Source organism: Streptococcus pneumoniae (genome assembly GCA_040719455.1).
Classification (GTDB): Bacteria; Bacillota; Bacilli; order Lactobacillales; family Streptococcaceae; genus Streptococcus; species Streptococcus pneumoniae_G.
This window is the reverse complement of sequence record JBFDTN010000001.1, coordinates 1,181,126-1,205,724: the sequence shown is the minus strand read 5'-3', so window position 1 is coordinate 1,205,724 and position 24,599 is coordinate 1,181,126. Positions and strand designations below refer to the sequence as shown.

Sequence of the window (24,599 nt, the reverse complement as noted above, 5' to 3'; positions counted from 1 at the left end):
TTCATTATTCTTGTATTTAAATATAGATAAAGATTTTAAGTTGTGATAGAATTTTCATAAAAGTTATGTTATAAGGTAGGAAATTAAGAGGCACTATAAAGTGAAAAAAATGATGTTGTTTTGCTAACTGAGCTATTTAAATGTTTAAAAAATTTCATAGAGTTCATTAAAGTGTTTTTTAATAAATATTTTCGCTTATTTTTTAAAGTTCATCTCATACGTAAAGGAGGAAATCAGATGAGCAAGAAACCATATTCGATCGGTTTAGATATCGGGACCAATAGTGTCGGATGGGCCGTGATCACAGATGATTATAAGGTTCCGGCTAAAAAGATAAAGGTTCTAGGAAATACAGACAGGCAGTCAATCAAGAAGAATTTGATGGGTTTATTGTTGTTTGACGAAGGAAAAACAGCTGAAGAAACTCGTCTTAAAAGGACTGCTAGACGGCGGTATACTCGTCGAAAAAATCGTCTCCGTTACTTGCAGGAAATTTTCTTTGAGGAAATGAATCAAGTAGACAGTGCGTTTTTCCATCGCTTAGAAGAGTCGTTCTTGGTGGTTGATGATAAAGAAGCAGATCGTCATCCAATTTTTGGAAATAAAATAGATGAAGTAAATTATCACCAGACTTATCCAACTATCTACCATTTGAGAAAGCACTTAGCAGATTCAAGTGAGAAAGCAGATTTGCGCTTGATTTATCTAGCCTTGGCGCATATGATAAAGTTTCGTGGGCATTTCTTGTTTGAGGGTGATTTAGGGATAGAAAATATCGATATTCAGAGTTTGTATGCAGCGTTGGTCGCAGAATATGACAGGATTTTTGAAGAAAGTCATTTATCAGAGATAGTTATCAATGCGAAGGAGCTATTAACAGAAAAACTGAGCAAGTCTCGCCGTTTGGAAAATTTAGTGAACCATTATCCAACAGAGAAGAAAAATACTCTTTTTGGGAATTTGATTGCACTGGCTCTGGGATTACAGCCTAATTTTAAATCGAACTTCCAATTGTCTGAAGATGCTAAGTTGCAGTTTTCTAAAGATACTTACGAAGAGGATTTGGAAGAGCTCTTAGGGAAAGTCGGTGATGAGTACGCTGATTTATTTACAGCTGCTAAGAGTCTATATGATGTTATTTTATTGTCAGGAATTTTAACTGTAAATGATCTCTCGACAAAAGCTCCTTTATCAGCTTCTATGGTCAAACGGTTTGAAGAACATCAGGCGGATTTGGCTCAGTTGAAGGATTTTATTCAAAATAATGCACCAGCTAGCTATTATTCAGACATCTTCAAAAATACTAGTAAAAATGGCTATGCTGGCTATATTGAAAATGGCGTGAATCAGGAAGATTTTTATCGTTATCTCAAGGGCATCTTATCTAAAATCGAAGGTAGTGAGTATTTTATTGATAAGATTGACCGTGAGGATTTCTTGCGAAAACAGCGTACATTTGATAATGGCTCTATTCCTCACCAAATTCATTTACGAGAAATGCAGGCGATTTTACGCCGTCAGGGGGCGCATTATCCATTTTTAAAGACCCAGCAGGAGAAAATTGAGGCAATCCTAACCTTTAGAATCCCTTATTACGTAGGACCCTTGGCACGCAAGGGAAGTAGATTTGCCTGGGCTTACTACCATTCAGATGAAACAATTACTCCGTGGAATTTTGATGATGTGATTGATAAGGAAGGTTCGGCAGAGCAGTTTATCACGCGGATGACGTCAAACGATTTGTATTTACCAGCTGAAAAAGTGCTTCCCAAACACAGTCTGGTCTATGAGACTTTTACAGTTTACAATGAGCTGACCAAGGTAAAATATGTAAATGAGCAAGGCAAAACAGAGTTCTTTTGTCCAAATATGCGACAAGAAATTTTTGACCATGTTTTCAAAAAATATCGGAAGGTAAGCAAGCAACAGTTGTTAAATTACTTACAGCAAGAGTTTGATGAATTTAGAATTGTGGATGTAACTGGTTTAGACAAGGAGAAAAATGTTTTTAATGCTTCCTTAGGAACTTATCATGACTTGAAGAAGATTCTAAATCAATCATTCTTAGATGATGAAGCGAATCAAGATGTGATTGAAGATATTATCCGTACCTTGACCTTGTTTGAAGATAGGGAGATGATTCGCAAGCGTCTTGAGAAGTATCGTGATCTGCTTACACAAGAACAGTTGAAAAAGCTAGAACGCAGGCATTATACAGGCTGGGGGAAATTGTCTCGTAAGTTGATTAATGGTATTCGCCATAAAGCGACGGGTCATACTATTTTGGAATATCTGAAATATGATCGTCTCAATCGAAACTTTATGCAATTGATTCATGATGATTATTTGGGTTTCAAAGAAATCATTGAAAAATCCCAAGTGATTGGCGAAGAAGACAGTTTAGCTCATACAGTGCGTGGTTTGGCAGGTAGTCCAGCTATTAAAAAAGGCATTCTCCAAAGTGTAAAGATTGTGGACGAGTTGGTTCGGGTAATGGGAAACCAGCCGCCAAAACAGATTATCATTGAAATGGCACGTGAAAATCAGACAACGAATAAGGGGAGACGCAATTCACAACCACGCTTGAAGCGGTTACAAGATGCCTTTAAGGAGTATAAGGGTGATACAATTAGTATCAAAGATTTAGATAATCAAGCACTTCAAAATGATCGTTTGTTCCTTTACTACCTTCAAAATGGTCGCGATATGTATACAGGCGATCCACTTGATATTGATAAACTCAGCGGATATGATATTGATCATATTATTCCACAAAGTTTTATCAAGGATGATTCATTGGATAATCGGGTTTTAGTAAGTTCTGCTGTAAATCGTGGAAAATCAGATGATACACCTAGCTTAGAAATTGTTCAAAAGAATAAATATTTTTGGAAGCAATTGCTTGATTCAAAATTGATCTCTGAGCGTAAATATAATAATTTGACAAAGGCAGAACGCGGTGGCTTGACAGAACGTGACAAGGCTGGCTTTATTAGACGTCAGCTGGTAGAAACACGACAAATCACCAAACACGTGGCGCAAATCTTAGATAGTCGTTGGAATCAAGAAAAAGATGAAGCGGGTAACAGTATTCGAACAACTAAGATTGTTACTTTGAAGTCCAATCTCGTATCGCAGTTCCGTAAGGACTTTCAACTTTATAAAGTGAGGGAAATCAATGATTACCACCATGCTCACGATGCCTATCTAAATGCTGTTGTTGGTACAGCTCTCTTGAAAAAATATCCTAAATTAGCGCCAGAATTTGTCTATGGTGAGTATAAAAAGCACGATCTGCGGAAATTATTTGCAAAAACAAATGATCAGGCTGAACTTGGAAAAGCGACCGCCAAGAAATTCTTTTACTCAAATCTGCTGAATTTCTTTAAAACGAAGATTAAGTTAGCAGATGGTAGTGAGAGAGAATTATCTGATGTTGAGTATGATCCAGAAGGTAAAACAAAGGTTTGGGATAAGAACAAAGATTTTGCGACTATTCGGAAGGTTCTCTCTTATCCGCAAGTAAATGTTGTGAAAAAGGTGGAGGTTCAAACGGGCGGCTTCTCAAAAGAATCTATTCTATCAAAGGGGGATTCTGATAAACGAATTGCTAGAAAGACCAAGCACATTTTCCTTGATCCGAAGAAATACGGTGGTTTTGATAGTCCAACCATTGCCTATTCTGTCTTTGTAGTGGCAGATATCGAAAAAGGTAAGGCCAAGAAATTGAAGACTGTGAAAGAGTTAGTTGGCATTACCATCATGGAGCGTTCAGACTTTGAGCGAGATCCAATTGCATTTTTGGAAAAGAAAGGTTATCACAATATTCAAGCCGATACCATTTTGAAACTTCCGAAGTTTAGCTTATTTGAATTTGAAAATGGTCGTAGGCGCTTATTAGCTAGTGCAAAAGAACTACAAAAGGGAAATCAGATGGTACTACCAGCAGATTTAGTCGCCTTACTCTATCATGCTCAGAGAGTTGATAATCAAGCTGATAAAGAAAATCATCTCAAGTATGTCATGGAAAATATCTTACGATTTAACGATCTACTGGATTACATAGGCGATTTTGCGAGGAAATATGTTTTAGCAGAAGATAAATGGAGACAAATTCAAGACTTATATGACCAAGCTGATAAGGAAGATATTAGGTCGATGGCTTCTTCTTTTAGCAATCTGCTAACCTTTACAGCTTTTGGAGCACCAGCTGCCTTTAAATTCTTCAATGAAACAGTTGATAGAAAGCGTTACACTTCTACCAAAGAGTGCTTAGATGCAACTCTCATTCATCAGTCCATTACAGGGCTTTACGAAACACGGATTGATTTGAGCAAGTTGGGAGGAGACTAATGGGATGGCGAACGGTAGTAGTCAATACACACTCGAAGTTGTCTTATAAGAATAATCACTTGATTTTTAAAGATGCCTCTCGGACAGAGTTAATTCATCTGTCCGAGATTGACATCTTGTTACTTGAGACGACAGATATTTTGCTCTCTACGATGCTGATGAAGCGTTTGGTGGATGAGAATATCTTAGTGATTTTCTGTGATGATAAACGCCTGCCAAAATCCATGCTTATGCCTTACTATGCTCGGCATGATTCGAGTCTGCAATTGGCAAAACAAGTTGCTTGGCTAGAAGAAGTTAAGGCCAGTGTGTGGACAGAAATCATCTCCCAGAAAATTCTAAACCAGAGTTATGTTTTAGGAGAATATGGCTTCTATGAGAAGTCAGAGTCGCTCATGCGATTGCATAGGGAGTTGGAAGTCTTTGATCCGACCAACCGAGAAGGACATGCGGCGAGGATTTACTTTAATCGTTTGTTTGGAAATGGTTTTTCGAGAGACGAGGATAACGATATTAATGCAGCACTTGATTACGGCTATACCTTATTATTGAGTTTGTTTGCGCGTGAGGTGGTTGTGACAGGCTGTATGACCCAGTTTGGTCTAAAACATGCCAATCAATTTAATCAATTCAATTTTGCTAGTGATATTATGGAGCCCTTTCGACCTATTATTGATCGAATAGTCTATGAGAATCGTACCTCTTCATTTGTGAAAATAAAACGAGAGTTGTTTGCTATCTTTTCAGAGACTTATGCCTATATGGGAAAAGAAATGTATCTCTCAAATATTGTCAGTGATTATACGAAAAAAGTTGTAAAAGCATTGAATAACAAAGGGAAAGGAGTTCCTGAGTTTAGGATATGAGTTATCGATATATGCGGATGATATTAATGTTTGATATGCCAACAGATACAGCTGATGAGCGAAAGGCTTATCGGAAATTTCGAAAATTTTTATTGAGTGAAGGCTTTCTCATGCATCAATTTTCGGTTTATAGTAAGCTACTTTTAAATGGAACTGCTAATCAGGCTATGCTTGGGCGATTGAGAGAAAATAATCCACAAAAGGGGCATATTACTTTATTGACGGTGACCGAAAAACAGTTTGCTAGAATGATTTACTTACATGGTGAAAAAGATACAAGTATTGCAAACACGGAGGATCGAATCGTTTTTTTAGGGGAGGATTATCGTGGTGAAGCTTAATCTACCTATTTTTGATAATGCTCTTTCTATTGATAGTCCAACTATTCTAATCGTAGAAGATACAGGTCTTTATGCCTCAATTGTTAGATATTTTTATCAGTATCCTGAAAATGCCAATTTGAAGATTTTCGATAGGAAAAACAAGGAATTGTCAGGAAATGAACTGATGCTTGTGACAGATATTTTAGGTTATGATATCAATTCCCCAGCTTTAATAAAGTTAATCCACGCTGGGATAGAAAATCAATTGAATGATAAACCTGAGGTGAAATCCATGATTGAGAAGTTGGCATCTACCATTACAGACTTGATTACATTTGAATGTTTGGAAAATGAATTAGACCTGGAGTATGATGAAATCACAATCTTAGAATTGATTAAGGCATTAGGAGTTCAGATTGAAACAAGAAGCGACACAATTTTTGAAAAGTGTTTTGAAATTTTACAAGTGTATAATCATCTCCAGAAAAAACGTCTACTTGTCTTTTTTAATGTTGGATCTTACTTAACAAAAGAAGAATTGACGCGACTAATAGAATATATTGTCTTATCAGATCAAACTGTATTATTTTTAGAACCTAGGAAATTATACGATTTTCCGCAATATATTCTTGACCAAGATTATTTTTTAACTGCTGAAAATATGGTATAATAAAAGAAATTGGAATCCGTTGAAATGAGAGTCTGGCTGGGACGAATGGCGCGATTACGAAATCTAGTATAAAAAATTTTTTCTACGAGGTTTTAGAGCTGTGCTGTTTCAACTGGTTCCAAAACCAAGCATATCGTCTCCTTGCTGATGGACGAGTTTTAGAGCTGTGCTGTTTCAACTGGTTCCAAAACAGCTGTTGAGTAAGAGTGGCGACTGCTTCCGTTTTAGAGCTGTGCTGTTTCAACTGGTTCCAAAACTATTTATATAAAGTGGGAGAATGTGTGTGTGTTTTAGAGCTGTGCTGTTTCAACTGGTTCCAAAACAAAAATTATCTCTTGCGTTTGTGGATGTATGTTTTAGAGCTGTGCTGTTTCAACTGGTTCCAAAACTACGCTGGCGCGTGACGAGCCGAAAGGCTTGTTTTAGAGCTGTGCTGTTTCAACTGGTTCCAAAACATCAAGAAACTACTTAAACGCTCTCCAGATGTTTTAGAGCTGTGCTGTTTCAACTGGTTCCAAAACAATGAGTTGTCCGTAAAGCAATGTTTGCATGTTTTAGAGCTGTGCTGTTTCAACTGGTTCCAAAACACTCCTGTGGTTAAGCCATAGCCCAAAAATGTTTTAGAGCTGTGCTGTTTCAACTGGTTCCAAAACAAGAGTCCGAGGACGAAGAAGAGGATGACGGTTTTAGAGCTGTGCTGTTTCAACTGGTTCCAAAACGAAAAATGTCTCTCAGAACTTGAAAAAGCTGTTTTAGAGCTGTGCTGTTTCAACTGGTTCCAAAACATGTGCTATGTAAGTTCTCTTTTTCATTTTGTTTTAGAGCTGTGCTGTTTCAACTGGTTCCAAAACTTTCGTATAATTTTTTCGGACAAAATCTATGTTTTAGAGCTGTGCTGTTTCAACTGGTTCCAAAACGGGTGACGTTGTTATCTACTTTAGTGCTATGTTTTAGAGCTGTGCTGTTTCAACTGGTTCCAAAACAGTATATCTATCACAATATAACAGGTGTGTGTTTTAGAGCTGTGCTGTTTCAACTGGTTCCAAAACTTATGTGTATAATATAAGTATAGAAAGTGAGTTTTAGAGCTGTGCTGTTTCAACTGGTTCCAAAACTTGATGATGCGGACTATGATGTGATGGGCTGTTTTAGAGCTGTGCTGTTTCAACTGGTTCCAAAACCTGAGGAGCGGCGTGTTCGTTGCCGACAGTGTTTTAGAGCTGTGCTGTTTCAACTGGTTCCAAAACTTTATATAAAGTAGAAGAAGTGTGTGTAGGGTTTTAGAGCTGTGCTGTTTCAACTGGTTCCAAAACAATACCATCATTCATGTCAGCATTATCAATGTTTTAGAGCTGTGCTGTTTCAACTGGTTCCAAAACCTGAAATGCTCAAATATGATATGCGCTCTGGTTTTAGAGCTGTGCTGTTTCAACTGGTTCCAAAACTCCTCCTTCGTCACCTCTTCCATTGCATCAAGTTTTAGAGCTGTGCTGTTTCAACTGGTTCCAAAACTCAAACTTTGCTCGGATATGCTAGCGAATGGTTTTAGAGCTGTGCTGTTTCAACTGGTTCCAAAACATTTATATAAAGTAGAAGAAAGTGTGTAGAGTTTTAGAGCTGTGCTGTTTCAACTGGTTCCAAAACAAAGGAAGAGAATACTATCTATATGGACCGGTTTTAGAGCTGTGCTGTTTCAACTGGTTCCAAAACAGATCATCAATGGAGATTGGTCAGGTGCTTGTTTTAGAGCTGTGCTGTTTCAACTGGTTCCAAAACCTCATATTTTCTCCTTATCTATTATCTCTAGTTTTAGAGCTGTGCTGTTTCAACTGGTTCCAAAACTCACATTCCAAGTTAAAGGTGACAAAGGCTGTTTTAGAGCTGTGCTGTTTCAACTGGTTCCAAAACTAGTTTATATTCTTGCAATTCATACATAGTGTTTTAGAGCTGTGCTGTTTCAACTGGTTCCAAAACTTGGTCCAAAGATATGACTGTTCTTGAGTAGTTTTAGAGCTGTGCTGTTTCAACTGGTTCCAAAACATTCTTTAAAATACTTGTCCAATGCAGACTGTTTTAGAGCTGTGCTGTTTCAACTGGTTCCAAAACCTTAATCGCGTCATTTGTGACCACTAAGTCGTTTTAGAGCTGTGCTGTTTCAACTGGTTCCAAAACACAACACTCAAGATTGAGGCAGTCTCTACTGTTTTAGAGCTGTGCTGTTTCAACTGGTTCCAAAACTCGAGTTTGGGAGAAAGTCAATCCTAGTTTGTTTTAGAGCTGTGCTGTTTCAACTGGTTCCAAAACGGCATGTTTGGTTTACCGTCTCGCTGGTAAGTTTTAGAGCTGTGCTGTTTCAACTGGTTCCAAAACAAAAGTGGTTACGATGTAGTGCCTTTGCTTGTTTTAGAGCTGTGCTGTTTCAACTGGTTCCAAAACAAATGCTATTTTTAAAAGAACAGCGTAGCCGGTTTTAGAGCTGTGCTGTTTCAGCTAGTTCCTGTTTTTATTTAAATAGTTTTGATGATAATGCGTTCCTAGATTATGGGAGCGCATTTTTAATAGATAGCTGGCAGGCTAATTTTTTATCAGATGCTATTTTGTCATCAAATGGAGAAGATCAGTATCATTATATTTTTAGGTTTTCCATTTCTCAAGGATAGTTAATTTTTAGAAATATTGTTGTAAGTTTGCATATTGCCTTCTTAAAAAAGTAGTTCTGATGCTGCTGAACTCCGTAGATCGTATATGATGTCAAAGCAGATAACGGAGAGGAGAGTAATTAACTCTCCTCAGACTGAAGACAAATCTGTTAGAATTCCCTTTCTAACAGATTTTTTGTCTATTTAGGAGTATAATAGAACTAGAGAAACAGGTGTGTGAGGTAGAGGTATGTTTCACAAAGAAAATCCTAGTTACAATCGCCAACAAGTAGGTTTTTACAGTTTAGATGAGCTGGTTCCTAAAGATCATCTTCTTCGTCAAATAGAAGAGACAATTGACTTTTCCTTCATCTATGATGTTGTAGAAGATAGCTATAGTCTAGATAAGGGTCGTCCGAGCCTAGACCCTGTCCTGCTTATAAAAATCCCTATCATTCAATGTCTCTTTGGAATTCGTTCGATGCGACAGACAATCAAAGAGATTGAAGTGAATGTGGCTTATCGTTGGTTCCTAGGTTTGTCCTTAGAAGATAAGGTTCCACATTTCACGACCTATGGCAAGAATGTGGTGCGTCGCTTTGCGGATAAGCAGGTAATAGAGAAGATTTTCTCTCATATTCTTGGTCTCTGCTTGCATGCAGGCTTCATTCATCCAAGTGAGATTTTCGTAGACGGAACTCATATTAAAGCAGCTGCTAATCATCATAAATATCTCAATCAAGAAGTTGAAGTGCAAGCGAAGTTTATGAGCGAGCAATTGGAAAAGGAGATTGACCTAGAGCGAAAAAAACACGGAAAAAAGTCGCTAGGGCTCGCCAAAGAAAAAGAGCCCGTTAGTAAAAAAGTCTCTACTACGGACCCTGAAAGTGGTTGGTTTCATAAGGGAGAACATAAGGAGGTATTTGCTTACAATGCACAAGTAGCTTGTGATAAACATGGCTGGGCGTTAGGTTACTCTGTTCATGCAGGAAACGTCCATGATAGTCAGGCTTTTCCTGTGCTATTTGAAACGATCAAAGAGTTCAATCCTAGTCATATTATCTTAGATGCTGGCTATAAGACACCTGCTATTGCTAAATTTCTCCTTGATCAATCCATCACTCCAGTATTGCCTTATACTAGACCTAAAGGGGACAAGACGAAACTTCGTCCCAAGGATTTTGTTTATGATGAATACTACGACTGCTACCTCTGTCCTAAGGATCAAGTCTTATCTTATAGCACTACAAATCGAGATGGCTACCGTGAATACAGGAGTCAAGCCCAAATATGTTGTAGCTGCCCTCTTCTAGGTCAATGCACAAGCTCCAAGAATCATCAACGCTTGATTACCCGTCATATCTGGAAAGATTATTTAGAAACCTGTGAAGTGATTCGACATCAAATTGGCATGAAGGAGCTCTACCAAGGGCGTAAAGAGACGATTGAGCGTCTTTTTGGGACAGCTAAGGAATACCACAATCTCAGATACACGAGACAGAAAGGCAAGGCCAAGATGGAAGCAATGCTTGGGCTGACTTTGGCTTGCTTAAATCTCAAAAAATATGTCAAAATCATGGCAGGGAAGGCCTTTTTATTTTACATCAAAAGAGTATGGGAACTGATATGAGACAAAAAAAGAAGACAAGCAGTTGGGAAAAATTATTTGTCTTCAGTCTGAGGAGAGTAATTAACTCTCCTGTATCTTAGAGGAAAGACAGAAGCGAGGTAAACGGTTTTGGTAATGCTGATTTTTCGTTTACAATGATAATAGAGGATTCGGTTGGCAGACATGTATTTATCTGCTAGCAGGTAGATTTTCCAAGTTGTATCTGTATTTTCCTCTGTTAGGTGAAATTAGAACTCTTGGTATTTGTCGTTGAATTGGATAAAGCTGGAATGGAGTATCATTAGTTGTCTTTTTGAGGGGCGATGTGATTTGACTTAAGCTAGTCATCGTTATCCACAAATAGAATATAGTATGATGAGTAGCACCGATACCCCCTCTAAAGGATGATGGATTAGCTAGATATAGTCCTTTTTATGCTTTATCTAATTGTTTCGGGTAGGAGCATAATTTGTAAAATAAAAACATACGTTCATTCTAGTTTTACAGAATGAACGTATGTTTAGCATTTATTATAGGGTGTGAGTTAACGATTTTAAATCATAAAATATTCATCTGACAACATAATCGTTTCCCGCCCTTTATTGTCAGTCACGAAAATTTGCCGCGGATAGAAAGGATCAAATGGATAGGTGAAATCAAAGGAAACTTGGGTATCCAAATGTTCTTCTGAAAATCGGAAAGTTAGTTTCCCTTTGTTATTGAGAAGTTCAAACTGCAAAAGTTCTTCCAACTCGAAAACCCCTTTTAAATAATTGTCAATAATGTACCAGAAGGTATCAATAATGTCATCTGGCAAGCTTGTAACAATGCCAAAACTAGCGTAGCGTCCTTTTGTATTGGTAAATGCCATAGTGATTCCTCCTCGTCATATCTTTCTTATATCATACAGAAAATAAAGGAGAAAAGCAAGTTCTTGCTACAAAAGATGAGGGAAAGAAAGTAAAAAAGCTAGGTTTTCCTAGCTTTTGACAACTTTACCGATTCTTCAGTTCTACATAACGTTTGTACCAAATATTGGCATAGGCTTGAGAGAAGGGCCCGCGTTCATTGTTAATCCAGTCAACCAAGATTTTGACATTTTCTTTGAGAATGTAATCAATCTCTTCTGAATAGTGCATTTGGCGTTTGTGCCGTTCGTATTCCTCTACATCAAGTAGGCGCTTTTCCCCATCTGTAAAGACTTTGACATCTAAATCATAATCAATATATTTCAAAGCTTCACTATCCATATAATAGGGACTGGCTAGGTTGCAGTAGTAGGAAATCCCATTATCTCGAATCATCGCGATAATATTAAACCAATATTTTTTATGAAAATACACAATTGCAGGCTCTCGAGTCACCCAGCGTCTGCCATCGTTTTCTGTGACCAAGGTGTGGTCGTTGATTCCGATTAGTGCATTTTCAGTTGTTTTGAGTACCATGGTATCGCGCCAAGTACGGTGCAGATTCCCATCATGTTTATAACTTTGAATTGTAATAAAGTCGCCCTCTTTTGGTAGTTTCATAGGCTATCAACTTTCTACAATTTTTAGGTTAGCAATTCCATTGTAACATATTTTCATGAAAAGTCCTAAAATTTTCGATGATTTTTTAAAGATATTCTCGAAGAGCACTGGCAATATTCGAAAAATCATAGCCTTTGCGAGCCAGCGCTTGGGTGAGACGCTGCTTGAGTTCGTACCCTTCGTATTTTGTAGCATATTTTCGATGTTGTTTATCTAGTTCTCGATAGAGCAGGTCCATGGTTTGCTCTTCGTCTTTTTCAACTTCTAAAGTGTTATAGGCTAATGTTGCTTCGGAGTAGGAGAAACCTCTGTTCATTAAGGATTGTAAAATCTTATCTTGTAATGCTTTGGGTGGCAGTTTTGTTCGGTATTTTCTGAGCAACTTTTCAGCAGCTTTTTCAGCGACGCAAGAAAAATCAAACTCAGCGAGGATCTTATCAAGGAGAGTCCCATCAATGCCTTTTTGTTTTAATTTTTGTTTGAGGACGTGAGCTCCTTTGTCTCCATTTCGGAGATTGCTTTCGGCATAAGATCGGGTATATTGTTCATCATTCAGCCAGTTTTGCTCCATCAGATTTTCCAAAACGTGAGGAATGATGGTACTTGTGATTTCATGTTTGTAGAGATAATCTTTAACTTCCTTGGCTGTGCGCGGTTTGAAGGATAGATAATAGAGGGCGAGATTTTTTCCATAAGAAAATTGGGCAAAGCTTTGGATATCTTTTAGTTCTTCTTCTGTAATTTCCTTGCCTTTTGAGAGTAAAAAACGAACAATCGTATCTTCAGTGATATAGAGTTTTTCCTCCTCATCCAGCTCCAGCAGGTACAGACGTTTTTTCTTTTCAATTTTTGTGATTTTCATATCCCTATCTTACCATAAATCTTGTATAATAGAATTATGAACTTACATGTGAAACAAAAAATTCCTTTAAAAATCAAAAAAATGGGTATTAACGGTGAAGGTATCGGATTTTACAAGCGAACCTTAGTCTTTGTGCCTGGGGCTTTAAAGGGCGAGGATGTTTATTGCCAGATAACGGCTGTCAAGCGAAATTTTGCAGAGGCAAAACTCCTTTCGGTTAACAAAGAATCAAAATTTCGTGTGACCCCTGCCTGCGATATCTATGAGGCTTGTGGTGGTTGCCAAATCATGCATTTGCAGTATAAAAAGCAGCTGGAATTTAAAGAGGATTTACTTCGTCAAGCCTTGAAAAAATTTGCTCCTAAAGGCTATGAATCTTATGAGATTAGACCGACCATTGGGATGCAAGAGCCCCAGTATTATCGGGCAAAATTGCAGTTTCAAACGCGGAAAGTTAAGGGTGAGGTGAAAGCAGGACTTTATGCTGAAAACTCTCATTACTTGGTATCGCTGAAAAACTGCTTGGTTCAAGATAAGACAACGCAGGCGATTGTTAATAAAGTGGCTGTGCTCTTGGGGAAATATCAACTGCCGATTTATGATGAGAGAAAGATTGCAGGGGTGCGGACAGTGATGGTGCGCAGAAGTCGTAAGACTGGTCAGGTACAGATGATTTTTGTGACGAGTAAAGTCTTGGATTTTACACCATTAGTCAAGGATTTGGTACGAGATTTTCCAGAAATTGTGACAGTAGCTGTCAATCTGCAAACGTCGAAATCGAGCGAAATTTATGGTGAGAAAACGGAGATTATTTGGGGGCAAGAGAGTATTCGTGAGGGTGTTTTAGATTATGAATTTTCTCTTTCGCCACGCGCTTTTTACCAACTTAATCCAGAACAGACCGAAGTTCTATATGGAGAGGCGGTTAAAGCTTTGGCTGTGCACCCAGATGATCATTTGATCGATGCTTACTGTGGAGTGGGGACGATTGGCTTTGCCTTTGCTCATCAGGTGAAGAGCTTGCGGGGTATGGATATTATTCCTGAAGCCATCGAAGATGCTAAGAAAAATGCTAAGCGTTTGGGTTTGACCAATACTCACTACGAAACAGGTTTGGCAGAGGAGATTATTCCACGCTGGTATGCTAGAGGCTATCGAGCAGATGCCTTGATTGTTGACCCACCGCGGACAGGCTTGGATGATCGGTTATTAGATACGATTTTGGAATATGCACCTAAAAAAATGGTCTATGTCTCTTGTAATGTTTCTACTTTGGCAAGAGATTTAAAGCGCTTGACCAAGGTGTACCAAGTGGACTATATCCAGTCTGTGGATATGTTTCCGCATACTGCAAGGACAGAAGCAGTCGTAAAATTGTCCAAACGATGAATCTTTGTATAAAATGGCACTTTGTCAACTGTAGTGGGTGAAGTATTACCCCATACGAGAGAGAATCAGGTTGGTTCTCTCTTTTTGTATGTTTAAAGCGATGAGAATTTTTGTTTTAAAGTTTTTAAAGGGCACTTTGTCAACTGTAGTGGTTGATATTACCCCATACGAGAGAGAATCAGGTTGGTTCTCTCTTTTTGTATGTTTAAAGCGATGAGAATTTTTGTTTTAAAGTTTTTAAAGTTTCTAAAACCAAAAGTTTGTCGTTTGATGTCCTTGATGAGTTTGTTAGTTGCTTCGAGTTTAGCATTTGAATAAGGTAATTCAAGTGCATTGGTAATGTATTGTCTGTATTTGAGAAAGGTTGTCAAGACTGTTCTGAAAGTAGGATTCACAGTAGGTAAATAGTCTTCTATCAGTCCGAAGAAAGCCTCGCTATTCTTCTCTTGAAAATGGAAAAGCAAGAGCTGATACAGGTCATAATAGTATCTTAGTTCCTCTGATAAGTCTAAGGTCTTTCGAACTACTTCTCTAGGGGTTACTGTTTGTCTAAAGGTTCGAGAATAAAAGAGTTTGTTAGAGAGTTTCCGGCTGTCCTTTTGGAGGATTCTCCAATGATGTTTCATAGCACGATAAGGAAGTGATCCCTTGTCACAGTTCTTCATAATGGCAATCCGAGTAGCCATCATAGCCCGGCTCAGGTGCTGAATAATATGGAAACGATCCAGAACAATCTTTGCCTTCGGGAATAAGAATTTAATGATAGGAATATAGTTACCAGACATATCCACAGTTACGACTTTGACGTTTTCCCTCACCTCTCTCGTGTATTTGAGGAAATAGTTTTTAATGGTTGTTTGCCGATTATTCTCAAGAATAGTGATAATCTTTTTGGATTGAAAATCCTGAGCGATAAATGCCAGCTTTCCCTTATTTCGAGAGAATTCATCCCAAGAGAGGATTTTAGGTAATTGTGAGAACTGTTCCTTGAAGGAGAATTGATTCAGTTTTCTCTGTACAACAGAGACAGAGATATGAAGTCTTCTAGCAATATCAGAGTTCGTTAGTTTTTCCGTATGTAGTTGAGTGATTTTATCCCAGACAGGTTGAGAAATTTGATGATGTTTCTTGACGAGAGGTGTTTGAGATACGGATACACGTAGACAGCTCTTGCATTTAAAGCGACGTTTTCTCAGTTTTAGAAGAGTAGGAAATCCTTGAATATCAAGAATAGGAATAGAGGATTCTCGTTGGAAGTCATATTTTATCATCTTTCCTTGGCAGTGAGGACAAGGAGGAGCAGGATAATCTAAGGTTGCTTGCATGAGGATATGGGATTTAGTGAATAGGTTACACTAAACTAGACAGAAATTATAAAGTGTTCTATACTAAAGAAAACCAGGAGGAAAATATGTCTAGAAAAACACGTCGCTACTTCACAGATGAATTCAAACAACAAATCGTTGATCTTCACAAGGCAGGTATGAAACGAAACGAGCTTATCAAAGAGTATGAGCTAACTCCCTCAACCTTAGATAAATGGGTTAAACAGGCAAGAACAACCGGTTCCTTCAAAACTGTTGATAACCTAACTGATGAGCAGCGTGAGCTGATTGAACTCAGAAAACGAAATAAAGAGCTTGAAATGCAGGTCGATATCTTAAAGCAAGCGGCAGTGATTATGGCACGAAAAGGAAAATAATCACTGCGAACAAGAAGAATTACAGCATTTCAGCCATGTGTCGGTGCTTGAACATTCCGCGTTCTAGCTATTACTACAAAGCTATGGAGTCTATATCCGAGGCTGGTCTCGAAGAAAAAATCAAACGCATTTTTCTCGAAAGCAAGTCCAGATACGGTGCTAGGAAAATCAAGAAATGTCTAGAAGTACAAGGTATCAACTTGTCTCGTCGTCGGATTTCTCGCATCATGAAGAGACTGAATTTGGTTTCTGTTTACCAGAAGGCTGCCTTCAAACCACATGCTAAAGGGAAAAATGAGGCATCCATTCCAAACCTCCTAGCCAGACAGTTTCACCAAGAGAAGCCCTTGGAAGCTCTTGTGACGGACTTAACTTATGTCCGTGTTGGTAAGCGTTGGGCTTATATCTGCTTGGTCATTGACCTCTTTAATCGCGAAATCATCGGACTGTCAGCTGGTTGGAACAAGACTGCAGAGCTGGTCAAAGAGGCTATTCAAAGTATCCCTTATGCGCTGACTAAGGTCAAGCTCTTCCATTCTGATCGAGGGAAGGAGTTTGATAATCAGCTGATTGATGAGATATTAGAAGCCTTTGGTATCACACGTTCACTCAGTCAAGCCGGTTGTCCCTATGACAATGCCGTAGCCGAGAGTACCTATCATTCTTTCAAACTTGAGTTTATTAACCAAGAAACCTTCCATTCCTTGGAAGAATTAGCTCTAAAAACCAAAGACTACGTTCACTGGTGGAACCACCACCGCATTCATGGCAGTCTCAACTACCAAACGCCTATGACTAAGCGAGTCATCGATTAAGCAAAAAAACACTTCATAAAATTTGTACAGAAAACTGTTGCCTTTTCATAGACTTGTAAGCAGAAGTGATGGTGATATTTTTATCTTTAATTCCGATAAGATTTGTGGTATTATTAAGTTGTTCCATATGATTCTTTCTAATGTGAGTTTGGTCGCTTTTCATTATAGATTATATGGGACTTTTTTTCTACACTGAAAAAGCTCTATAATCTCTTCAGTGGAAGTTACCCACTACAGAAATTATAGAGCCTATAAAATACACTCTTTCTAAATGTATAACGGAAAGAGTGTTTATTTTTTATCGTCATTTAGTTTTTATGTATTGCGTCGTTCACTCGTCTTGCCTCACTTCGATTCTGCCTGCGACTCATTGCCTTGTATTAAATCAAAACTAAACAATTATAATCAAGTGTAAGATAGAAAGTTGCTTAGTTATAGTCTCAAGCTATATCCGGCTCTTAAAAAGAAGATAGGCTATTCTCTTTTTAAGATGGTACAATAGTAGAAAGGAGGGATGAAGATGAGTGATTTATTGCAGTTAGAGACGATTTTGGCACAGGCAGGGATTAGGACGGATCAGGCGACAGGGGCTTTGACGACGCCTTTACACTTTTCGACGACCTATCAGCATCCTGAGTTTGGTAAATCAACGGGTTATGACTATACACGTACGAAAAATCCGACGAGAGATAGTTTGGAGCATACGCTAGCAGCTATTGAAGGAGCAGAGTATGCCCTTGCGACTAGCTCAGGTATGAGTGCCATTGTGCTAGCTTTTAGTGTCTTTCCAGTGGGAAGTAAGGTACTGGCGGTACGGGATTTGTATGGTGGTAGTTTCCGATGGTTTCATCAAGTGGAAAAGGAAGGTCGTCTTCAGTTCATCTATGCTAACTCAGAAGCAGAGTTAAAGGATTATCTGACAGAAGAGATTGATGTGGTTTACCTTGAGACACCGACCAATCCTCTCATGGTGGAGTTTGATATTAAGGGTATTGCCGAGCTAGCTCATGCAAAGGGAGCAAAGGTGGTCGTGGATAATACGTTTTATAGCCCTATTTATCAGCAACCCTTAAAAGACGGTGCAGATATTGTATTGCATTCAGCGACCAAGTATTTATCTGGTCATAATGATGTGCTGGCAGGAGCTGTCATGACAAATTCTTCAGAAATGTATGAGCAGCTGTTTTACAATCTCAATACGACTGGAGCTGTCTTATCTCCCTTTGATAGTTACCTGTTGTTGCGAGGCTTAAAGACTCTTGCCTTGCGACTGGAGCGCGCGACCGAAAATGCTCAAAAGATTGTAGCATTTTTGAAAGAAAATCCTCATGTTAAAGAAGTTTTGTACCCTGGAAAAGGAGGTATGATTTCCGTTAAGCTAAAGGATGAAAGGAAGATTCCCAATTTTTTAAATGCTATTCAGGTCTTTACTTTTGCAGAAAGTCTAGGTGGGGTTGAGAGCTTGGTCACCTATCCAACGACTCAGACTCATGCAGATATTCCAGCAGAAGTACGTCATTCATACGGTCTAACAGACGACCTCTTACGCCTATCTATCGGCATTGAGGCAAGTCAAGATTTGATAGCAGATTTAGCACAAGCATTGGAGGGATAAATGAGCCATTATAATTTTACAAGTGCTCCGAATCGATTGAAACACCACACTTATAAATGGAGAGAAACGGAGGCAGACCCTGAGATCTTGCCCGCATGGATTGCTGATATGGATTTTGAGGTCATGCCTGAAATCAAACAAGCCATTTATGACTATGCAGATCAGTTGGTTTACGGCTATACCTATGCTAGCGATGGGCTTTACCAAGCAGTCTTAGATTGGGAAAAGAATCAGCACGGCTATGTTTTTGACAAGGAATCTCTCATTTTCATCGAGGGAGTCGTACCTGCGATTTCCCTTGCCATTCAAGCGCTAACGCAGGAAGGGGATGCTGTTCTCATTAATACACCAGTCTATCCCCCTTTTGCACGCAGTGTGAAACTCAATCATCGGACTTTGGTGACCAATTCCTTAAAAGAGGAGCATGGCATGTTTACCATTGATTTTGAGCAGTTAGAAAAAGATTTGTCTGAAAACCATGTCAAACTTTACATTCTCTGTAATCCCCATAATCCTGGCGGTCGTGTGTGGGAAAAAGAGGTGTTGGAAAAGATTGGTAAGCTCTGTCAAACATATGGTGTGTTCCTTGTATCGGATGAAATCCATCAAGACTTGACCTTGTTTGGTCACAAGCATACTTCTTTTAATACGGTTGATTCAAGTTTTAAAGAGTTTTCTCTGATTTTATCCAGTGCTAGTAAGACATTTAATATTGCTGGCACTAAAAATTCTTATGCAGTGATTGAAAATCCGGCACTGAGACGCGCTTTTCAAGAGCAGCAGTTGAGAAATAATCAGCATGAAATCTCTGGCTTAGGCTACATTGCGACAGAGACTGCGTATCGGTATGGGCTTCCTTGGTTAACAGACTTAAAGACAACTCTTGAGGACAATATCCAGTTTGTGGTGGAGTATTTTGAGACGTATGCTCCTAAGGTAAAGGTGATGAAACCGCAAGGAACCTATCTGATTTGGCTGGATTTTACTGCTTATGGATTGAGTGATGAAGACTTGTACAAGGGCCTACACGATGAGGCTAAGGTCATTTTAAATCGTGGGACAGATTTTGGACAAGAGGGGCGTTATCATGCGAGGTTGAACGTGGCAACACCGAAATCTCTTGTAGAAGAGATTTGCCAACGGATTGTGCAATTTTTAGCCCTGTACGAATAAAACAAAAAGGGAAAGAACGGCTGAAATAAGGCAATTCTTTCCTTTTATGCTATACTAAAGTCTATGAAAACAAGAAAGAAAAGATGGGGATGGCTGCTTATTTTGCTCTCAGCTGTCCTCTTAGTCTCAGGATATGTGACCTATCAAGACTATCAAATTCTTCATCATCCAGAACACACTTTTTCATCAACTGTTGTTGCTTTGGAAAAAGAACTGGATTTGACAGACCAAGGGAAGCGCATTTTTTATGCTACAAATCCACAGATAGAGCAAGCCGAAGTCTTTTATAGATCAGCACCTAAGCGAACGGAGCAACTGTTAGTCTGGGGCTATTACCTTTCTGGTGTAGATGAAATCCATGTCTTAGCCAATCAAAAGCCAGAATTAGCTGGGATTGAGGAAGTCACGACAGCCCACGAATTGCTCCATGCTGCTTGGGAGCGTTTGTCGGCTGAAGAACGTCAGAATGTGGGAGCGGAATTGCGCATGGTTTATGAGAAACTCAAAACAGAGTCCTTTGAAAACCTCATGACTTTGTATGAAAAAGAAGAGCCAGGTCAGTTTGAAAATGAATTGCATTCGATTTTAGGGACAGAGTACGGTGAATTATCTTCTAAGCTAGAAGAGCATTATGCCAAGTATTTCAAAAATCGTTCAAAACTTGTTTCCTTAAAGCAGCAGTACGGGGCAACCTTTGAAGCGATGGAGCAGCAGATCAAGCAATTACAAGCAGATATTGAGAAGTTGAAAGAAAAGATTGACGCTGCGCAGGTCACTTATGAAGCGCACCGAGAAGCGCTGGATACAGCGATCGCTCAATTCAATAATCGAGCAGCTAGCGGTAGTTTTACTAGCCAAGCAGATTTTCAAGCAGAACGCTCGAATCTTCTTGCCGAGCAAGCTGCTGTTGATACAGAGAGCGATACGCTCAATCAGTGGATTGAGGAGTATAATACCAAGGTGCAGGAGCTAAATACATCTGCCCAGCAACATCAGGAATTCTACCAAAGTATCCGTGAACCAGAGAAAATGGTACCTGCTCGCTAAGCTTGTTTAGAGTATTCTAAGAAAATTTTGGCGTATCATTATCGGATTTTGCTTTGGCTTTCATATGCTTCATCTTGTATCCTGATTTCTAAGAACCTGTATTCATAAGTGAAGTCTTCTAATAAGGAATACTGACTGTATTTCGAGAAAAACAAGGCTGAGTAGCGAAAAATAAGCCCTGAATAGAGTTACTGAGCTGTGAATACAGATTCTAATATATTGAGAGAATGTATCGAGAGTGAGATAAAAGTATCCAACTTCGTTACATTTTATAGTTCTAACAGTTTGGCGCAGTAGTTGTCTGGTTTGTAAAATGTTGATTTATCAACATTTTACAAACCTAGTTAACCTTGCGGGGTATGAACAGTCCAGTGAACTGTTCATACCTGAGCCTAAAAATTGGAAAGCGAAGACTACAAAATCGATTTCTTGGAAATTACGATTTTTGTCTCACTCCCTTTTATCATGAGTCAATATAGTCATTTAATGTTCCTTTATTACGTCGTTACCTCGTCTTGCTCCAAGAGTCTCGGAGACTGTTGGGGGATTATGTCATAATCCTCAGTAGTCCCAGTTATGCCTGCGACTCATTGCCTTGTACTAAATCAAAACTAATACTCATTTAATTTCAAAAGTAGCTATTTTTGTGACTAATTCAAATAAGATGTGACTTTTGACGGAGGAATATAAGGTTACTTTTGCCGTAGTGGAATGATTCTCAACAGTTGCGCTGTTGCGAATAACGGAACTTTTGAGACTTTTGGCTCAAAAGTTAGCAATGAAACTCCGAAGGAGGTTGCTTACGTCCGCACTATTTAAGAAAGCAACAAAATGCTAATTTTGATTTTAATACACTACTCGTGGTGCTAGTTAATCTCGAAGTATCTCAGATTGTAAGCCAGTATAATTTGCTCCAGCCTTAACTGCAGACCTGCTAAACCTCTAGTCAGTGTGTGTTCTATATCAAAAAGACCGCAAAGCTCTGAGAAGCGAGTCTCAATGGTTCGTCTCATAGCCATCAAATTCCAATGATTATGTTGTTTAGCTCCTGCCATATTTTGGCGCAAGGGAGTCCATAGATGATAGCCTTTTTGGGTCAAATGATCTTTAAGTTCCTTACTAAGATAGCCTAAATCTGCCAAAATATAAGGTTGTCGGCAATTTTCTAGTAAGTCATCAACTGCCCTAATATCATGGACTGATGCAGGTGTCACAACATAATTCAGAATATAGCCTGATAAAGTTACCAGCATGTGTACTTTGAATCCATAGAACCACAGATGTTTGGAAGCATTGTAGCCAATATCTGCTAAGTCGTTAAAAATACGTGTTCTATAGTTACGGGTAGGTTGGCAAAGTGGCAAGGGAAAGCTATCTATAATAACAATGGAACCAGGCGAGATTTTAGTATTCATTGCTTGTCTAATGACTTGAACTAACCAAATCAACTGTCTTGCTCGTCTATTAAAACGGCTTCGTTCAAGAAGATGACCACAAGGAAATAAGTAACAGAGACGGTAGAAATGACGTTGTGACTTAATCCCTAGTTCAGCTTGCAAGAGAAGTAAGACTAATAGAGATTGATCTGAAACCTTAGATAGACTGACATTATGACGATGTTTGAAAGATTTAGGACAATAATCCCTATACAGTTGATGGCAAATTTTTGATAATTGCTTCAAATTCCATTGTAAGTGATGAGATTTAGCGGTATACTGTAAGTGGCTCATTTGGACTTCCTCCTGTTTGTTTCGGAACTTACAGTATAGTCCTTTTGGGCTTTTTATTGTAGTTTGAAATTAACTAGCACCACGAGTATACACTATAAACAACTATAAAAGTCTTGATTTGATAGCTAGTGAGTGGAAAATCACAGGCTAGATATGGTATAATAGAACGAATAAAAAGAAAGAAGGTCATTCCAACATGGGAAAAATTGAAGTTATCGCACATCCACTTATTCAACATAAGCTCTCTATCTTGCGTCGGACAAATACACCGACTAAGGCATTTCGCGAATTAGTCGATGAGATTGCTATGCTGATGGGGTATGAAGTGTTGCGCGATTTACCATTAGAAGATGTGGAAATTGAAACACCGATTACTAAAACGGTTCAAAAGCAATTGGCAGGTAAGAAATTAGCCATTGTGCCAATCTTACGGGCAGGAATCGGTATGGTAGATGGCTTGTTGAGTTTAGTACCAGCAGCTAAAGTCGGACACATCGGGATGTACCGTGATGAAGAAACGCTAAAACCAGTTGAATACCTTGTAAAATTGCCAGAAGATATTGACCAACGTCAAATTTTTGTCGTAGATCCAATGCTTGCCACAGGGGGATCCGCAATTTTAGCTATTGATTCTCTTAAAAAACGTGGAGCAACCAATATCAAATTTGTTTGCTTGGTTGCCGCACCCGAAGGAGTAGAGGCTCTTCAATCTGCTCACCCAGATGTTGAAATCTTTACAGCAGCTCTCGATGAACGTTTGAATGAGCATGGCTACATCGTTCCAGGACTTGGAGATGCGGGTGATCGTCTCTTTGGCACAAAATAAGAGTTGATGTTTGACCTTTTTTGACCAATAGGGTATAATAGGCATAGATTACGATTGAACAAGAGGAGATCCCTCTTGAATCAAAGAAGAAGGAGAAACCAATGATTCCAGTAGTTATTGAACAAACCAGTCGTGGAGAACGTTCCTATGACATCTATTCTCGTCTCTTAAAAGACCGAATTATCATGTTGACCGGCCCTGTTGAAGACAATATGGCCAATTCTATCATTGCGCAGTTGCTCTTTTTAGATGCCCAAGATAGTACGAAGGACATTTACTTGTATGTAAATACTCCAGGTGGCTCAGTTTCTGCAGGTCTTGCTATTGTAGACACCATGAACTTCATCAAATCAGATGTTCAAACTATTGTTATGGGAATGGCAGCTAGCATGGGAACTGTGATTGCCTCAAGCGGTACTAAAGGTAAACGCTTCATGTTGCCAAATGCAGAATACATGATTCATCAGCCAATGGGTGGTACTGGTGGTGGTACTCAGCAGACAGATATGGCGATTGCAGCGGAGCACTTGCTTAAAACTCGTAATAACCTTGAAAAAATCTTGGCAGAAAATTCTGGGAAAACCGTCAAACAAATCCATAAGGATGCAGAGCGTGATTACTGGATGAGTGCTCAAGAAACCTTAGAATATGGTTTCATTGATGAAATCATGGAAAACAACCACTTGAAGTAAGAAGCATGAGTTTGTGGTAAAGTCTCTGATTTTGTTACATTTTACAAACTTAGTTAATCTTGGGAGTAACCAAATCCAGTGGATTAGGTTAGCCCGAACTTAGACACAAGGGAGTGAGGGAAATAGATTTCTTTGAAATCATGATTGAGTCTCACTCCTATTTTTTGGTATGAATGGAGAAGATAAAGAAGAAGTATACATGAATCAAGAGACCACAAAAGGTATTTTCAACAAGATGGCAGACAGTTATGATACGCCTGAGAGAGAAAGGGTTTTAGGCATTATCAAGAAAGAACTCATTAGGCTATTAGCAGGTACTCCTCGCGAATCCGTCTTATTAGACTACGGTTGTGGGACTGGTTTGATGAGCCTGCCCTTTGAAGATAGATTTGAAAGCTTGTTTTTAGTCGATATTGCTGAAGAAATGGTAGAGCAGGTCAAGCAGAAATGTCAAGTTTTGGGTTTATCTCATGTGAAAGCCCAGATTTTGGAGCAATTTCAGGCTAACGAGGAAAAAGTAGATGTGATATTTGTCATTCAAACGCTGCTGCATATTCCAGATACCAGTCAAGTTTTTAAGGAGTTAGCTGGTCGCCTGAAAGAGGGCGGGCGTTTGATCATTGTGGATGTTCTCAAAAATGACCAGATGAGCAGTCATTTGATTCATCATGGCTTTTCAGAAGAAGAATGAAGAGAATTTTCAGTTCAAAATGGACTGATTTTGGAAGATTTTCATCCTTTTTACGAAGCAGATGGTTT

16 protein-coding genes, 2 pseudogenes and 1 CRISPR repeat array are annotated in these 24,599 nt (G+C 38.8%); of the genes and pseudogenes, 13 read left to right on the top strand and 5 right to left on the bottom strand.

Annotation, left to right across the window (positions count from 1 at the left end):
• The first annotated feature begins 237 nt into the window (after positions 1-237).
• The 5 genes and pseudogenes from cas9 (at position 238) to AB1I63_05695 (ending at position 10,545) form a co-directional block, all read left to right on the top strand.
• Positions 238-4,353, top strand: a complete 4,116-nt coding sequence (gene cas9, locus AB1I63_05715) for a type II CRISPR RNA-guided endonuclease Cas9 (protein ID MEW4354380.1) — start codon at positions 238-240, stop codon at positions 4,351-4,353.
• Positions 4,353-5,219, top strand: a complete 867-nt coding sequence (gene cas1, locus AB1I63_05710; GenBank protein MEW4354379.1) for a type II CRISPR-associated endonuclease Cas1 — start codon at positions 4,353-4,355, stop codon at positions 5,217-5,219. Before cas9 ends, cas1 begins: the two co-directional genes overlap by 1 nt.
• Positions 5,216-5,560 (top strand): CRISPR-associated endonuclease Cas2, encoded by a 345-nt coding sequence (gene cas2 / locus AB1I63_05705; GenBank protein MEW4354378.1) that lies wholly within the window; start codon positions 5,216-5,218, stop codon positions 5,558-5,560. The genes cas1 and cas2 overlap by 4 nt, the downstream gene beginning before the upstream one ends.
• On the top strand, positions 5,547-6,212 hold the full coding sequence (csn2, locus tag AB1I63_05700) for a type II-A CRISPR-associated protein Csn2 (protein ID MEW4354377.1): 666 nt from the start codon (positions 5,547-5,549) through the stop codon (positions 6,210-6,212). Before cas2 ends, csn2 begins: the two co-directional genes overlap by 14 nt.
• Before the next feature lie 89 nt (positions 6,213-6,301).
• A CRISPR array of direct repeats spans positions 6,302-8,715; the repeat unit is 36 nt; unit sequence GTTTTAGAGCTGTGCTGTTTCAACTGGTTCCAAAAC.
• A gap of 386 nt (positions 8,716-9,101) precedes the next feature.
• Positions 9,102-10,545, top strand: a pseudogene (locus AB1I63_05695) (IS1182 family transposase).
• Between the two features lie 468 nt (positions 10,546-11,013).
• Here AB1I63_05695 and AB1I63_05690 read toward each other — a convergent pair.
• The 3 genes from AB1I63_05690 to recX form a co-directional block, all read right to left on the bottom strand.
• Positions 11,014-11,331, bottom strand: a complete 318-nt coding sequence (locus AB1I63_05690) for a DUF960 domain-containing protein (GenBank protein MEW4354376.1) — start codon at positions 11,329-11,331, stop codon at positions 11,014-11,016.
• A 124-nt stretch (positions 11,332-11,455) separates the two neighbouring features.
• Positions 11,456-11,989, bottom strand: coding sequence for a DUF402 domain-containing protein (locus AB1I63_05685; GenBank protein MEW4354375.1), 534 nt, complete (start codon positions 11,987-11,989; stop codon positions 11,456-11,458).
• Between the two features lie 85 nt (positions 11,990-12,074).
• Positions 12,075-12,851 (bottom strand): recombination regulator RecX, encoded by a 777-nt coding sequence (recX, locus tag AB1I63_05680; GenBank protein ID MEW4354374.1) that lies wholly within the window; start codon positions 12,849-12,851, stop codon positions 12,075-12,077.
• A gap of 36 nt (positions 12,852-12,887) precedes the next feature.
• On the opposite strand from recX, the gene rlmD reads away from it, so the two are divergent.
• Positions 12,888-14,240, top strand: a complete 1,353-nt coding sequence (gene rlmD / locus AB1I63_05675) for a 23S rRNA (uracil(1939)-C(5))-methyltransferase RlmD (GenBank protein MEW4354373.1) — start codon at positions 12,888-12,890, stop codon at positions 14,238-14,240.
• A 158-nt stretch (positions 14,241-14,398) separates the two neighbouring features.
• Here the strand turns inward: rlmD and AB1I63_05670 are convergent.
• Positions 14,399-15,580, bottom strand: a pseudogene (locus AB1I63_05670) (ISL3 family transposase).
• 71 nt (positions 15,581-15,651) lie between these two features.
• On the opposite strand from AB1I63_05670, the gene AB1I63_05665 reads away from it, so the two are divergent.
• The 4 genes from AB1I63_05665 to AB1I63_05650 all read left to right on the top strand — a co-directional run bounded on the left by AB1I63_05665 (position 15,652) and on the right by AB1I63_05650 (position 20,592).
• Positions 15,652-16,757, top strand: a protein-coding gene (locus tag AB1I63_05665) for an IS3 family transposase (GenBank protein ID MEW4354372.1) whose coding sequence is annotated in 2 segments (ribosomal slippage) — positions 15,652-15,928 and positions 15,928-16,757 — 1,107 coding nt in all. Because the reading frame shifts where the segments join, the coding sequence is not laid out codon by codon here.
• A 520-nt stretch (positions 16,758-17,277) separates the two neighbouring features.
• Positions 17,278-18,372, top strand: a complete 1,095-nt coding sequence (locus AB1I63_05660) for a cystathionine gamma-synthase (protein ID MEW4354371.1) — start codon at positions 17,278-17,280, stop codon at positions 18,370-18,372.
• The gene (locus AB1I63_05655; GenBank protein ID MEW4354370.1) at positions 18,373-19,545 is read left to right on the top strand and encodes a MalY/PatB family protein; all 1,173 of its coding nucleotides are present in this window, start codon (positions 18,373-18,375) and stop codon (positions 19,543-19,545) included. It abuts the gene before it with no gap.
• Positions 19,546-19,608: 63 nt separating this feature from the next.
• Positions 19,609-20,592 carry a hypothetical protein gene (locus tag AB1I63_05650; GenBank protein ID MEW4354369.1) on the top strand — a complete coding sequence of 328 codons (984 nt, stop codon included), beginning with the start codon at positions 19,609-19,611 and terminating at the stop codon, positions 20,590-20,592.
• Positions 20,593-21,458: 866 nt separating this feature from the next.
• Here AB1I63_05650 and AB1I63_05645 read toward each other — a convergent pair.
• Positions 21,459-22,322, bottom strand: a complete 864-nt coding sequence (locus AB1I63_05645) for an IS982 family transposase (GenBank protein ID MEW4354368.1) — start codon at positions 22,320-22,322, stop codon at positions 21,459-21,461.
• Positions 22,323-22,518: 196 nt separating this feature from the next.
• Between AB1I63_05645 and upp the strand changes: the two genes are divergently transcribed.
• The 3 genes from upp to AB1I63_05630 all read left to right on the top strand — a co-directional run bounded on the left by upp (position 22,519) and on the right by AB1I63_05630 (position 24,531).
• Positions 22,519-23,148: a uracil phosphoribosyltransferase gene (upp, locus tag AB1I63_05640; GenBank protein MEW4354367.1), complete on the top strand. Its 630-nt coding sequence runs from the start codon at positions 22,519-22,521 to the stop codon at positions 23,146-23,148.
• Between the two features lie 68 nt (positions 23,149-23,216).
• Positions 23,217-23,840, top strand: coding sequence for an ATP-dependent Clp protease proteolytic subunit (locus AB1I63_05635; protein ID MEW4354366.1), 624 nt, complete (start codon positions 23,217-23,219; stop codon positions 23,838-23,840).
• Between the two features lie 199 nt (positions 23,841-24,039).
• Complete coding sequence (locus tag AB1I63_05630; protein ID MEW4354365.1) at positions 24,040-24,531, top strand: class I SAM-dependent methyltransferase; 492 nt, start codon at positions 24,040-24,042, stop codon at positions 24,529-24,531.
• The last annotated feature ends 68 nt before the right edge of the window (positions 24,532-24,599 follow it).

Coding starts and splice junctions, on each gene's coding strand:
- cas9 (MEW4354380.1), top strand. CDS start 238: ATGAGCAAGAAACCATATTCGATCGGTTTAGATATCGGGACCAATAGT.
- cas1 (MEW4354379.1), top strand. CDS start 4,353: ATGGGATGGCGAACGGTAGTAGTCAATACACACTCGAAGTTGTCTTAT.
- cas2 (MEW4354378.1), top strand. CDS start 5,216: ATGAGTTATCGATATATGCGGATGATATTAATGTTTGATATGCCAACA.
- AB1I63_05690 (MEW4354376.1), bottom strand. CDS start 11,331: ATGGCATTTACCAATACAAAAGGACGCTACGCTAGTTTTGGCATTGTT.
- AB1I63_05685 (MEW4354375.1), bottom strand. CDS start 11,989: ATGAAACTACCAAAAGAGGGCGACTTTATTACAATTCAAAGTTATAAA.
- recX (MEW4354374.1), bottom strand. CDS start 12,851: ATGAAAATCACAAAAATTGAAAAGAAAAAACGTCTGTACCTGCTGGAG.
- rlmD (MEW4354373.1), top strand. CDS start 12,888: ATGAACTTACATGTGAAACAAAAAATTCCTTTAAAAATCAAAAAAATG.
- AB1I63_05660 (MEW4354371.1), top strand. CDS start 17,278: ATGAGTGATTTATTGCAGTTAGAGACGATTTTGGCACAGGCAGGGATT.
- AB1I63_05655 (MEW4354370.1), top strand. CDS start 18,373: ATGAGCCATTATAATTTTACAAGTGCTCCGAATCGATTGAAACACCAC.
- AB1I63_05650 (MEW4354369.1), top strand. CDS start 19,609: ATGAAAACAAGAAAGAAAAGATGGGGATGGCTGCTTATTTTGCTCTCA.
- AB1I63_05645 (MEW4354368.1), bottom strand. CDS start 22,322: ATGAGCCACTTACAGTATACCGCTAAATCTCATCACTTACAATGGAAT.
- upp (MEW4354367.1), top strand. CDS start 22,519: ATGGGAAAAATTGAAGTTATCGCACATCCACTTATTCAACATAAGCTC.
- AB1I63_05630 (MEW4354365.1), top strand. CDS start 24,040: ATGAATCAAGAGACCACAAAAGGTATTTTCAACAAGATGGCAGACAGT.